Annotated in this window: 14 protein-coding genes and 1 pseudogene; 9 read left to right on the forward strand and 6 right to left on the reverse strand. The window is 60.9% G+C overall.

The genetic code is table 11. The annotated features are described in order from the left end of the window. The first annotated feature begins 90 nt into the window (after positions 1-90). From F8N96_RS21640 to phnN, 9 genes are all read left to right on the forward strand, one after another. On the forward strand, positions 91-846 hold the full coding sequence (locus F8N96_RS21640; protein WP_064679078.1) for a heme ABC transporter permease: 756 nt from the start codon (positions 91-93) through the stop codon (positions 844-846). Then, positions 843-1,019, forward strand: a complete 177-nt coding sequence (gene ccmD, locus F8N96_RS21645; RefSeq protein WP_064679077.1) for a heme exporter protein CcmD — start codon at positions 843-845, stop codon at positions 1,017-1,019. The genes F8N96_RS21640 and ccmD overlap by 4 nt, the downstream gene beginning before the upstream one ends. Continuing rightward, positions 1,016-1,471 (forward strand): cytochrome c maturation protein CcmE, encoded by a 456-nt coding sequence (gene ccmE / locus F8N96_RS21650; RefSeq protein ID WP_064679076.1) that lies wholly within the window; start codon positions 1,016-1,018, stop codon positions 1,469-1,471. The genes ccmD and ccmE overlap by 4 nt, the downstream gene beginning before the upstream one ends. 3 nt (positions 1,472-1,474) lie before the next feature. Beyond that, the gene (locus F8N96_RS21655) at positions 1,475-3,463 is read left to right on the forward strand and encodes a heme lyase CcmF/NrfE family subunit (protein ID WP_150799548.1); all 1,989 of its coding nucleotides are present in this window, start codon (positions 1,475-1,477) and stop codon (positions 3,461-3,463) included. After that, positions 3,460-3,996: a DsbE family thiol:disulfide interchange protein gene (locus F8N96_RS21660; protein ID WP_064679074.1), complete on the forward strand. Its 537-nt coding sequence runs from the start codon at positions 3,460-3,462 to the stop codon at positions 3,994-3,996. The genes F8N96_RS21655 and F8N96_RS21660 overlap by 4 nt, the downstream gene beginning before the upstream one ends. Then, positions 3,993-4,466 (forward strand): cytochrome c-type biogenesis protein, encoded by a 474-nt coding sequence (locus tag F8N96_RS21665; protein ID WP_150799549.1) that lies wholly within the window; start codon positions 3,993-3,995, stop codon positions 4,464-4,466. The genes F8N96_RS21660 and F8N96_RS21665 overlap by 4 nt, the downstream gene beginning before the upstream one ends. Continuing rightward, positions 4,459-5,661 carry a c-type cytochrome biogenesis protein CcmI gene (gene ccmI / locus F8N96_RS21670; protein WP_150799550.1) on the forward strand — a complete coding sequence of 401 codons (1,203 nt, stop codon included), beginning with the start codon at positions 4,459-4,461 and terminating at the stop codon, positions 5,659-5,661. Before F8N96_RS21665 ends, ccmI begins: the two co-directional genes overlap by 8 nt. 14 nt (positions 5,662-5,675) lie before the next feature. Then, complete coding sequence (locus F8N96_RS21675) at positions 5,676-6,086, forward strand: hypothetical protein (protein ID WP_150764493.1); 411 nt, start codon at positions 5,676-5,678, stop codon at positions 6,084-6,086. A gap of 116 nt (positions 6,087-6,202) precedes the next feature. Next, on the forward strand, positions 6,203-6,772 hold the full coding sequence (gene phnN, locus F8N96_RS21680) for a phosphonate metabolism protein/1,5-bisphosphokinase (PRPP-forming) PhnN (protein WP_150799551.1): 570 nt from the start codon (positions 6,203-6,205) through the stop codon (positions 6,770-6,772). A gap of 36 nt (positions 6,773-6,808) precedes the next feature. Here the strand turns inward: phnN and F8N96_RS21685 are convergent, their stop codons facing one another. The 6 genes and pseudogenes from F8N96_RS21685 to F8N96_RS21710 all read right to left on the reverse strand — a co-directional run bounded on the left by F8N96_RS21685 (position 6,809) and on the right by F8N96_RS21710 (position 12,455). After that, complete coding sequence (locus tag F8N96_RS21685) at positions 6,809-7,384, reverse strand: PIN domain-containing protein (protein ID WP_150799552.1); 576 nt, start codon at positions 7,382-7,384, stop codon at positions 6,809-6,811. Then, positions 7,381-7,848, reverse strand: coding sequence for a helix-turn-helix domain-containing protein (locus F8N96_RS21690; RefSeq protein WP_150799665.1), 468 nt, complete (start codon positions 7,846-7,848; stop codon positions 7,381-7,383). Before F8N96_RS21690 ends, F8N96_RS21685 begins: the two co-directional genes overlap by 4 nt. Before the next feature lie 190 nt (positions 7,849-8,038). Then, positions 8,039-9,244: an MFS transporter gene (locus tag F8N96_RS21695; RefSeq protein ID WP_150799553.1), complete on the reverse strand. Its 1,206-nt coding sequence runs from the start codon at positions 9,242-9,244 to the stop codon at positions 8,039-8,041. Between the two features lie 230 nt (positions 9,245-9,474). Next, positions 9,475-10,473 carry a sulfate ABC transporter substrate-binding protein gene (locus tag F8N96_RS21700; RefSeq protein WP_150799554.1) on the reverse strand — a complete coding sequence of 333 codons (999 nt, stop codon included), beginning with the start codon at positions 10,471-10,473 and terminating at the stop codon, positions 9,475-9,477. A 220-nt stretch (positions 10,474-10,693) separates the two neighbouring features. Then, the gene (locus F8N96_RS21705; protein WP_150799555.1) at positions 10,694-11,518 is read right to left on the reverse strand and encodes an ion transporter; all 825 of its coding nucleotides are present in this window, start codon (positions 11,516-11,518) and stop codon (positions 10,694-10,696) included. Positions 11,519-11,539: 21 nt separating this feature from the next. After that, positions 11,540-12,455: pseudogene (locus F8N96_RS21710) on the reverse strand (urea transporter). Between the last annotated feature and the right edge of the window lie 27 nt (positions 12,456-12,482).

Below are 12,482 nucleotides of genomic sequence, written 5' to 3' on the forward strand. Positions count from 1 at the left end.
AATGAGGCCTGGTCAAATTTTGACCACTTCTTTGGAAGAAAGGCAGACTCCTGGCGCTTGAAGCCAGGAGCAACCGTGATGGAAACAGCAATGAACTGGACCTGGTTTCATAAGCTCGGCTCACCCAAATGGTTTTATGGCATCAGCGGCAAGCTGCTGCCATGGCTCAGTGTCGCGGCGTTGCTGCTGATCGGCGTTGGCGTAGTATGGGGGCTGGCCTTCGCGCCGCCGGACTACCAGCAAGGCAACAGCTTTCGCATCATCTATATCCACGTCCCGGCCGCCATGCTGGCGCAATCCATCTATGTGATGCTGGCCGTGTGCGGCATCGTCGGGCTGGTCTGGAAAATGAAACTGGCGGACGTCGCCCTGCAATGCGCGGCGCCCATCGGTGCCTGGATGACCGCCGTGGCGCTGGTCACCGGCGCGATCTGGGGCAAACCGACCTGGGGTTCGTGGTGGGTCTGGGATGCGCGACTAACGTCCATGCTGATCCTGCTGTTTCTGTACTTCGGTCTCATTGCGCTGGGCAACGCGATCAGCAATCGTGACAGCGCGGCCAAGGCCTGTGCGGTGCTGGCGATCGTCGGTGTGATCAATATCCCGATCATCAAATACTCGGTGGAGTGGTGGAACACCCTGCACCAGGGCGCGACCTTCACCCTCACCGAAAAACCGGCGATGCCGGTGGAAATGTGGCTGCCATTGCTGCTGACAGTGTTGGGTTTCTACTGTTTCTTCGGCGCCGTGCTGTTGCTGCGCATGCGCCTTGAAGTGCTCAAGCGCGAAGCCCGAGCGAGCTGGGTCAAGGCCGAAGTGCAAAACAGCCTGGAGGTCGCGCGATGAGTTTTGCTTCATTCGGCGACTTTCTCGCCATGGGCCATCATGGCCTGTATGTCTGGTCGGCCTATGGCATTTGCCTGGCGGTACTGGTCCTCAACGTGGCGGCGCCGGTCCTGGCCCGCAAGCGGTATCTGCAACAAGAGGCGCGTCGTCTGCGCCGGGAGAACGGCAAGTGAATCCCCTGCGTAAAAAGCGTCTCATCATCATTCTCGCGATCCTGGTCGGTGTCGGCGCTGCCGTCGGCCTGGCCCTGAGCGCCCTGCAACAGAACATCAATCTGTTCTACACCCCGACCCAGATCGCCAACGGCGAAGCCCCGCAAGATACGCGCATCCGCGCCGGCGGAATGGTCGAGAAAGGTTCGCTGCAACGGTCCGGCGATTCCCTGGACGTGAAATTCGTGGTCACCGACTTCAAGGAGTCCGTGACCATCAGCTACCGCGGCATCCTTCCGGATCTGTTCCGTGAAGGGCAGGGCATCGTCGCCCTGGGCAAGCTCAATGCCGATGGCGTGGTGGTGGCCGACGAAGTGCTGGCCAAGCACGATGAAAAATACATGCCGCCTGAAGTGACCAAGGCTTTGAAAGACAGCGGTCAATCTGCTCCAACGCCCGCGAAGGAGGGTTGAACCATGACTTCCGGCATTTTTATTCCTGAGCTGGGCCACCTGGCCATGATCCTGGCGCTCTGTTTCGCGCTGGTCCAGGCCGTGGTGCCGTTGCTGGGTGCCTGGCGCGGCGACCGCTTGTGGATGAGCCTCGCCCAGCCGGCCGCCTGGGGGCAATTCGCGTTCCTGCTGTTTGCCTTCGGTTGCCTGACGTACGCCTTCATGGCGGACGATTTCTCCGTGGCCTATGTCGCCAGCAACTCCAACAGCGCCTTGCCGTGGTACTACAAATTCAGCGCGGTATGGGGCGCCCACGAAGGCTCGTTACTGCTGTGGGCATTGATCCTCGGTGGCTGGACCTTCGCCGTGTCGGTGTTCTCCCGGCAGTTGCCGCAAGTGATGCTCGCCCGCGTGTTGTCGATCATGGGCATGATCAGCATCGGGTTCCTGCTGTTCCTGATCCTGACGTCCAACCCCTTCGAACGGATCCTGCCGCAGGCTCCAACGGACGGTCGTGACCTCAATCCCTTGCTGCAAGACATCGGCCTGATCGTTCACCCGCCGATGCTGTACATGGGGTATGTCGGTTTCTCCGTGGCCTTCGCCTTTGCCATCGCCGCGTTGCTCGGCGGTCGTCTCGATGCGGCGTGGGCGCGCTGGTCCCGTCCGTGGACCATCGTCGCCTGGGCCTTCCTCGGTATCGGTATCACGCTGGGCTCCTGGTGGGCCTATTACGAGCTCGGCTGGGGCGGCTGGTGGTTCTGGGACCCGGTGGAAAACGCCTCCTTCATGCCATGGCTTGTCGGCACGGCGCTGATTCACTCGTTGGCGGTCACGGAAAAACGTGGCGTGTTCAAGAGCTGGACCGTGTTGCTGGCCGTCGCCGCGTTCTCGTTGAGCCTGCTCGGCACCTTCCTCGTGCGTTCCGGCGTGCTGACCTCGGTGCACGCCTTTGCGTCCGATCCCGAGCGCGGCGTGTTCATCCTGATCTTCCTGTTGTTCGTGGTCGGCGGTTCGCTGACCCTGTTCGCCCTGCGCGCACCCGTGGTCAAGAGTCACGTCGGCTTCAACCTCTGGTCCCGGGAAACCCTGCTGCTGGGCAACAACCTGGTGCTGGTGGTGGCGGCTTCGATGATTCTGCTCGGCACTTTGTACCCGCTGATCCTCGATGCGATGACCGGGGCCAAGCTGTCGGTCGGCCCGCCGTACTTCAACGCGTTGTTCATTCCCTTGATGGCGTTGTTGATGGTGGTGATGGCGGTCGGCATGTTGGTGCGCTGGAAGGACACCCCGGTCAAATGGCTGATGGGCATGCTGACCCCGGTGTTGCTCGGCAGCGCCGCGCTGGCTGTGGTGGCCGGCGTCGCCTACGGTGATTTCAACTGGGCGGTGATCGCCACCTTCATGCTCGCCGCGTGGGTATTGCTGGCCGGCGTTCGCGACATTTTCGACAAGACGCGCCACAAGGGCCTGATCAAGGGCTTGCCGACCTTGACCCGCAGCTATTGGGGCATGCAGGTCGCGCACCTCGGCATTGCCGTATGCGCCCTGGGTGTCGTGCTCTCGAGCCAGAACAGTGCCGAGCGCGACCTGCGCCTGGCGCCGGGCGAATCCATGGCCCTGGGCGGTTACCAGTTCGTGTTCGAAGGCGCCAAACACTACGAAGGCCCGAACTTCACCTCCGACAAGGGCACGGTACGCGTGATCCGTGATGGCAAGGAAATCAGCGTGCTGCACCCGGAAAAACGCCTCTATACCGTGCAAAACTCGGTGATGACCGAAGCCGGGATCGATGCCGGTTTTACCCGCGATCTCTACGTTGCCCTCGGCGAACCGCTGGGCGATGGCGCCTGGGCCGTGCGTGTGCACGTCAAGCCGTTTGTGCGCTGGATCTGGTTCGGCGGCCTGCTCACCGGTCTCGGCGGGTTGCTGGCGGCACTGGATCGGCGTTATCGGGTCAAGGTGAAAAGCCGCGTGCGTGAAGCATTGGGCATGTCGGAGGCGACGGCATGAGACGTTGGCTGATGCTGTTGCCCCTGGCGATTTTCCTGGTGGTTGCCGTGTTCCTGTACCGCGGCCTGTACCTGAACCCGGCCGAGTTGCCCTCGGCGATGATCAACAAGCCGTTCCCGGAGTTTTCCCTGCCGGCGGTGCAGGGCGACAAGACCCTGACCAGGGCCGACCTCCTTGGCAAGCCGGCGCTGGTCAACGTCTGGGGCACCTGGTGCATTTCCTGCCGGGTCGAGCACCCGGTGCTGAACAAGCTGGCCGAGAAGGGCGTGGTGATCTACGGCATCAACTACAAGGACATCAACGCCGATGCCTTGAAGTGGCTGGATGAATTCCACAACCCGTACCAGCTGGACATCCGCGACGACGCCGGCACATTGGGCCTGAACCTCGGCGTGTATGGCGCCCCGGAAACCTTCTTCATCGACGCCAAGGGCATTATCCGCGACAAGTTCGTCGGGGTGATCGACGAGCAGGTCTGGCGTGAAAAACTGGCGGCCAAGTATCAGGCGCTGGTGGATGAGGCCAAGCCATGAAGCGCTGGATAGCTGCTGTGGTGTTGGGCTTGAGCATGGCCGGCGTGGCGCACGCGGCCATCGACACCTATGAGTTCGCCAAAGAAGGTGATCGCGAGCGTTTTCGCCAGTTGACCAAAGAGCTGCGCTGCCCCAAGTGCCAGAATCAGGACATCGCCGATTCCAACGCGCCGATTGCCGCCGACCTGCGCAAAGAGATTTTCCGCATGCTCGGCGAGGGCAAGGACAATCAGCAGATCATCGATTTCATGGTCGACCGCTACGGTGATTTCGTGCGCTACAAACCCGCGCTGAATGCCAAGACCGCCGTGCTCTGGTTCGGCCCGGCCGGCTTGCTGCTGGGCGGTTTCGTGATCATCGCCGTGATCGTCCGCCGTCGGCGCGTGCAAAGCGCTGCCACCAAGGATGAGCTTTCTGTCGAGGAGCGTGAGCGCCTCGACCAACTGTTGGATAAAACCAAGAATGATTGATTTCTGGCTCGCTGCAGGTCTGCTGCTTCTGGTTGCCCTGAGTTTTCTGCTGATCCCCGTTCTGCGTGGCCGTCGCGCCCAGCTTGAAGAGGATCGTACTGCCCTCAACGTCGCGCTCTATCAGGAGCGCGTGGCCGAACTGCAAACCCAGCAGGAGGAGGGCGTGCTCGATGCCGGGCAAATGGACACCGGCCGTGCCGAAGCCGCCCGCGAGTTGCTGGCGGATACCGAAGGCGTCGAGGCACCGCGGGTATCGCGCCTGGGCAAACCGTTGCCCTTGCTGGCGGCGATTCTGGTGCCGGTGCTGGGCCTTGGCCTGTATCTGCATTTCGGGGCCAGCGACAAGGTCGAACTGACCCGGGAGTTCACCCAGGCGCCACAGTCGATGGAAGAGATGACCCGTCGCCTGGAGCGTGCGGTCGAGGCGCAGCCGGATTCGGCTGAAGGCCTGTATTTCCTCGGTCGCACCTACATGGCTCAGGATCGTCCTGGGGATGCGGCGAAGATCTTCGAGCGCACGGTCAAGGTGGCCGGTCGCCAGCCGGAGTTGCTCGGCCAGTGGGCCCAGGCCCAGTACTTCGCCGATGGCAAGAAGTGGTCGGACAAGGTCCAGGCCTTGACCGACGAAGCGCTCAAGGCCGATCCGAAGGAAGTCACCAGCCTCGGTCTGCTCGGGATCGCCGCGTTCGAAAGCGAGCGTTACCAGGACGCCATCGACTATTGGAATCGCCTGCTCGAGCAGTTGCCGGCGGATGATAATTCCCGTGCCGCGCTGCAAGGCGGGATTGCGCGGGCCAGCGAAAAACTCGTCGCCAGCGGCGGCAAGGTGACCGAGGCGCCAGTGGCCAAGGTCGCGGCGGTGCTCAAGGTCCGTGTGGATCTTTCACCCGAGCTCAAGGCCAAGGTCCAGCCGGGCGACAGCGTGTTCATCTTTGCCCGCGCCACCTCCGGCCCACCCGCGCCACTGGCGGCCAAACGCCTGACCGTGGCCGACTTGCCGGCGACCGTCGAGCTGGGCGATGCCGATGCCATGATGCCGCAGTTGAAACTGTCGAACTTCCCTGAAGTCCAACTGGTTGCACGCATCTCCCGCGCCGGCCAACCCACGGCGGGCGAATGGATCGGTCGCAGCCAGCCCTTGGCCAGCAGCACCACCGCGCAGCAACAATTGACTATCGACAGTCCGGATAAATGACAGGAAATGCAACCATGACCGCCATCGCTCGTATCACCCTGCTCAGTATGGTTTTGGGGTTAAGCGCTTGCGCGGTCCAGCGGCCCGAGCCGACGCCGACGCCACTGCCGCCGATCCCGCCCTCGCAGCCCCGCCCGACGCCGTCTACCACGCCGACGCCGAGCAAGCCGAGCATTCCGGCCAAGCCCGCCAAACCGCTGCCCCGCACCTCCGCCAGTTTCGCCCCGCCGCCCGGTGGCAACAGCCACTGGGACCCCAAGCTCGGCGTCTACGTGCTCGAAGATCAGACCAACACCTTCTACCGCCAGCGCACCTACTACCGCTGGAACAACGGCTGGAGTCGTTCGATCAGCCCCAACGGGCCGTGGGAAGACACCACTATCCAGGGCGTACCGGGCGGGTTGGGACGACAGTTCGGGCAGTAACTAGTCAGCACGGAACAAGGCGACCTTCGGGTCGCCTTTTTGATCAAATAGACACGGAGCCAGGACGGTCTGCCGGTGGTCCGCCAAGTGTGGCGACAGGCACAGAGGGTGTATTGATGGCAGGCAGGTTGATCTATCTCATCGGACCTTCGGGTTCAGGCAAGGATAGCCTGCTGGATGCGGCACGAGCGCCGTTGGCCGATCGCGGCTGTCGCATGGTGCGACGGGTCATCACCCGTTCGGCGGAAGCCGTGGGGGAGGCGGCACATGGCGTGAGTGCGCAACGGTTTGCCGAGATGGAGGCACAGGGCGCGTTTGCCCTGAGCTGGCACGCCAATGGCCTGGCGTACGGCATCCCGCGGGAAATCGACGACTGGCTGGCAGCAGGGCAGGACGTACTGGTCAATGGCTCCCGTGGCCATCTGCCGGCTACGCGCCGGCGTTATCCAAACCTGCTCGTGCTGTTGCTGACCGTCGATCAAGCCGTTTTGCGCCAGCGCCTGCTGGCGCGGGGGCGGGAGTCGGTCACCGAGATCGAGGCGCGGCTGGCGCGCAATGCCCGCTTCAGCGAACGCGTGCTCGCCAGGCACGATCCGGCAGTGCGCGTGATCGATAACTCCGGGCCGCTGGAGCACACGGTCGAGCATTTGCTGGCCTGCGTCGACGGACAATCCGAATGCGCCTGACGTGCTGGGCACAACATAGGGTCATGGGAGCATCATTCAGAGTATGGCTGAGTAGAGTGTCAATGCTTTGCTCGACTGAACCAGACCCTGGCGCAAAAGGAGATCAAGATAGGTGCCGACGTCTATCGGTGGCATCTTCAACTGCTTTCGTTGACGTTGGGCCGCCGCTATCACTGCTGCAGGGTCCAGGTCAAAGAGGTTGTCGACGAACTGGTCAGGATGCTGAGCCTCGATACCGAAAGGACCTAGTACCTCACGAGGAAAGTCTTTCTGATTGAAAGTGACGATGACACTGGCATTGCAACGAATGGCGGCTGCCAGCACGTGTCGATCATCGATGTCGGCCAGCGTTAATCCTTCAATCAGGTCTTCGTAACCCGTTACACAAGCGTCGGGTAACGCCTGATCCATCAGCTCGGACGTGCGATCGAGTTGCTCTGCGGTCAGATCCTGACGGTTTTTCAGCAGGTTGCGCTTCCATTCGTTGTGTATCTCCAGAGACCATTTCGCTCTGAAACATCCAGAGAGCGCAAGCCACATCAGAAGATCTCTCAGGGGCGCGGGGTAGAGCACACAGGCGTCATAAACAGCGGTAAAAGAGGAGTGCCTCACTCGTATCCTGTCCTTAAGGCCTGTGCCTGCTCGGCAAGAAGCATCATTGCTTGCTCGCTGGCAGTGTCGCGCCGGTCTTTATAGTCCATCAAATCGACAAAGCGCACACGTCGGTGCTTGCCTGTTTTGTGGTAGGACAATTCGCCGGATTCAAGCAGCTTGATCAGGTGGGGACGTGAGACGTTGAGCAGATCCGCCGCTTCCTGGGTAGTCAACTCAGCGTGGACCGGGACCACCTTGACGGCGTTGCCGACTGCCAGCTCGGCCAAAATATCGACCAGCAGTCGCAATGCCGAGGTGGGCAGCTCAACGCTATGAGCTTCATTCTGTTGGTCAAAAATCTGGATGTGCTGAGTTTCGATTTGAGTCGTGAGGAAGGCAGCCAAGGTGCGCTGGCCTTCGACTGCAGCCTGCACCTCACGCTCCATGGGTAAGGTAATTGGGGGATGGGTGGCGAGTGACATGGCGGTTTCCAATAGTCTGAATAACTGAAGCTGGCAGGCTATTCGAATTATTCGAAAATCGCAATAAACGAAATATGCACCTGTGCGGTGCCCCCTGGCGATTTCACCAATGCGTCCAGAATCGATGAGGATAAGACTCATGCTGGGTGGGAACTTTAATCACACGCCGTAAAACAACGCATTTTGACGTTTACGCGGTAGCGAGCGAACGCTTCTCTGAAACACTCAAAAACCGCAACAACGCCAACAATGGAAACGCACTGCCGACGATCACGATCCACAACCAGCCGCCATGCTCATACACCGCGCTGGCCACCGACGAACCAAACGCGCCACCGATGAAGATGCTGGTCATGTATAGCGCATTCAAACGGCTACGACTCTTGGCGTCGAGGGCGTAGACCGCGCGTTGGCCGAGGACCATGTTCATCTGTACGCAGAAGTCGAGTACCACACCGGTGATCGCCAGGCCGATGACGCTGTAGACCGGATGGATGAAGGCCGGCAGGAAGCTCAGGCTGGCGAACAGCAGCGCCAGCAACGAAGCGATGCGGGTATGGCCGGCATCGGCCAGGCGACCGGCGATGGGCGCGGCAATGGCGCCGATGGCCCCGACCAGGGCGAAGATCGCGATCTGGGTTTGCGACAGGCCATGATTGCGCGCCAGTTCCAACGGCACGGCGGTCCAGAACAGGCTGAAGGTCGCGAACATGCAGCCCTGGTAAAACGCGCGCTGACGCAGTACCGGTTGTTTACGCAACAAGGTCCAGAGAGAACCCAGCAACTGGCCATAAGTAGCGCTGTGATCAGGCTGGCGCTTGGGAATGGTCACCGCCAAAACGACGCTGATCGCCGCCATCAACACTGCCGCAATCACGAACATCGCCCGCCAGCCGAAATGGTCGGCCACCACGCTGGACACCGGTCGCGCCAGCAGAATCCCCAGCAGCAAGCCGCCCATGATCCCGCCGACCACACGACCGCGAGACTCTTCCGGCGCCAGGTGCGCAGCCAGGGGAATCAGGATCTGCACCGACACCGAACTGAAGCCCACCAGCAGCGAAATCAGCAAAAACACGTTCGGCTGATCGGTGAACGCCGCGCCCAGGAGGCTGGCAATCGCCACCACACTGGTGATGATCATCAGTCGGCGGTTCTCGAGCAGATCCCCCAGCGGCACCAGGAATAACATGCCCAACGCATAACCGATCTGGGTCAGCGAAACGATGAAGCTGGCCATGGAGCTGCTCAGGCCGACGTCCGGAGCGATCAGGTCGATGATCGGCTGGGCGTAATAGAGGTTGGCCACAATGGCGCCGCAGCAGAAGGCGAACAGCAGGACCATGCCTCGGGTCATTGTCGCGGTGGCGTGGGGCACCCGGGTTGCTGGGCTCATAACGGGTCTCGCTAAACTGAAGGGAAGGCACGCAGGCTAAGCGGCAAGCCAAAACGGCGGAAGAGGGATTGGCGTGATAGTCATCATGCCTGTGGGGAATGATTGACCCCCGCTTGCAGGGTTGCCGAACTACCTTATGTCAAAAATTCGCGGCCTGATGATACATTCCCGCAGAAAATCCACAAAAAAAGGCGACCTCTGCAGGTCGCCTTTTTCGTTGGGCTTAGCGATTACTGACCGCTGTAAATCTGATCAAAAACCCCGCCATCATTGAAGTGGGTCTTCTGTACGGTGCGCCAGTCACCAAAGGTTTTCTCCACCGACAGGACGTCGACTTTCGGGAAGCGGTCGGTGTACTTTGCCAACACCGCCGGGTCACGCGGTCGCAGGTAGTTCGCCGCGGCGATCTCCTGGCCTTCCGGCGACCACAGGTACTTCAGGTATTCCTCGGCGGCGGCGCGGGTGCCTTTCTTGTCGACGGTCTTGTCGACCACCGACACCGGTGGCTCGGCTTCGGCGGAGACGCTTGGGTAGATGACTTCGAACTGATCGCGGCCAAACTCGCGAGCGATCATTTCCGCTTCGTTTTCAAAGGTCACCAGCACGTCGCCAAGCTGGTTGGTCATGAAGGTGGTGGTGGCTGCGCGGCCACCGGTGTCCAGCACCGGCGCTTGTTTGAACAGCTTGCCGACGAAATCCTTGGCCTTGGTTTCGTCACCGCCATTCTTCAGCACATAACCCCAGGCCGAGAGGTAGGTGTAGCGGCCGTTGCCCGAGGTTTTGGGGTTCGGCACAATCACTTGTACGCCATCCTTGAGCAGATCCGGCCAGTCTTTCAGGGCTTTCGGATTGCCTTTGCGCACGATGAACACGGTGGCCGAGGTGAAGGGCGCGCTGTTGTTCGGCAGGCGAGTGACCCAGTTGTCCGGGATCAGTTTGCCGTTGTCCGCCAGGGCATTGATGTCGGTGGCCATGTTCATGGTAATGACGTCGGCCGGCAGGCCGTCGATCACGGAACGCGCCTGTTTGCTGGAGCCGCCGAAGGACATCTGCAGGGTGATGTTTTCGTTGTGCTCGGCTTTCCAGTGTTTCTGGAATGCAGTGTTGTAGTCCTTGTAGAAATCTCGCATCACGTCGTAGGACACGTTAAGCAGGGTCGGTGCGGCTTGAGCCACGCTGGTCAATGCCAGGCCGGCGGCCAGAAGCGAGGCGCCAAAGAGTTTTTTCACTGCGCATTCCTTGTTGTGTGTGTAGGAGCGAGCGATGCGGCGATCCGACTTGCCCGCGAACCAGGCACCTCGGTGTTTCTGCTGCACCGAGGCGATCCCTTCGCGGGCAAGCCTCGCTCCTACAGGGTTGTTTTTCAGTCATTAACAGAGTGTTGCCACCGTTTTGCCAGCGACTATAGCCGGGCGTGCATAGTCCTTTAAAGATTAAAAAGTACTTTGCTTATTCCAGTTTCTTAAACAATGCATTGCCGCATCGCGAGCAGAACGCCGCCCCCTGTTCGTGGCTGTTTTTCTTGCACACCGGACAATCGGTCTGCTGCTGCTCACCGCGCATAGCGTTCGCCAGTTCGGCGGTGAAAATCCCGGTGGGTACGGCGATGATCGAGTAGCCGGTGATCATCACCAATGACGAAATCACCTGGCCCAATGGCGTCTTGGGCACGATGTCGCCGAAGCCTACGGTAGTCAGCGTCACGATAGCCCAATAGATGCCTTTGGGAATGCTGGTGAACCCGTGTTCCGGGCCTTCGATCACGTACATCAGCGTGCCGAACACCGTGACCAGGGTGCAGACGCTGACCAGAAACACCACGATCTTCTGCTTGCTGCCGCGCAGCGCCGACATCAGGTAGTTGGCTTGCTTCAGATAAGGGCTGAGCTTGAGCACGCGGAAAATCCGCAGCATCCGAATGATCCGGATAATCAGCAAGTACTGTGCGTCGCTGTAATACAGCGCCAGGATGCCGGGCACGATGGCCAGCAAATCCACCAGCCCGTAGAAGCTGAACGCATAGCGCAGCGGCTTGGGCGAGCAATACAGGCGAAGACCGTATTCGATGGCGAAGATGACGGTGAAGCCCCACTCGATATACGCCAGCACATTGGCGTAGTTCTGGTGGACCGTGTCGATGCTGTCGAGCATCACGATCACCAGGCTGGCGAGGATGATCAACAGCAAAATGCCGTCAAAGCGCCGCCCGGCCTTGGTCTCGCTCTGGAAAATCATGACGTAAAGCTCTTCACGCCAGTTTTTGCTGCTGTCCATGGAAAACGCCTGAACCGGGAATCAGCGAAGCCTAGGGTGATTCCCGGTGGTTGCGCAAGGCGCACTGTCCCACGGGGGCCTGGCGCAGTACCCGAATGCTCGCCTGGACCAGCCAGCAGGCGAGGATGAAAGGCGCGGTCAAGGTGGCCAGGCCGAGTGCGGCGAAGCCTGGTGTGAGCAGTATGGCCAGGACAATGCCCAGCAGCGGCAGCCAGGGCTGGCGGCGCACCTGACTCAAGGCGAGGGCGGCGAGCGCCGGGTTGTAGCCGCTCAAACCCAGCAGCGCATTTGAAGTTTCGTGATGTAACAGCGCGAATCCGAGGCCGGCCATCGAGCCGAGCAGCCCCCAGAGAAAGGCCCGACGATCAGCGATCAGCAGGCCTGCAGCTATCAGTGCACCGGCCAACGGATGACCCAGAAACATGACCTGGCTGAGCCCTTTCAACGACGCTGCGAGCAGGTTGAGCGTGTTCATTTCGATCAGCGGTGCGGGTTGGGCCGGGGCGGCAAAGCAGAGTAGCAGCCAACTGATTCCGACAAAGGGCGCAGTGTAGGCGGGCAGGCAACGGTGATCGCGGGCGCGTTTGAGCCATTGTTGAGTAAACATTGCACTCAGGCCGCCAGCGGCGATGATCAGTGGCGGCAGCATGGCGGACCAGGGCAAACAAAGGCTCAGCAGCAGGCCGAGCAAAACGCCGTTGTAACAGAACAGCCCGGCCTGGCGATCGGCCTTGGCGTAGCCGCGACGCTGGGCGGTGAGCAATCCGGCGACACCACCCAGCAGCGCTCCGCCAAGCAGAGAGGGCGCGGTGAAAAGAATCGCCAACAGGCACAGCAGACCGCACAGCGGGTGTCGCTGGAGGAAGATCTGGCTGAAGCCGTTGAGCAGGGCGGTGGCCCAGTCGGGGCAGTGGGTGTTGAAGTGGTGGGCAGGCATGATGGGGTCTATGGTTACAGATCGTTC

This window comes from Pseudomonas fluorescens, assembly GCF_902497855.1.
GTDB lineage: Bacteria > Pseudomonadota > Gammaproteobacteria > Pseudomonadales > Pseudomonadaceae > Aquipseudomonas > Aquipseudomonas fluorescens_BI.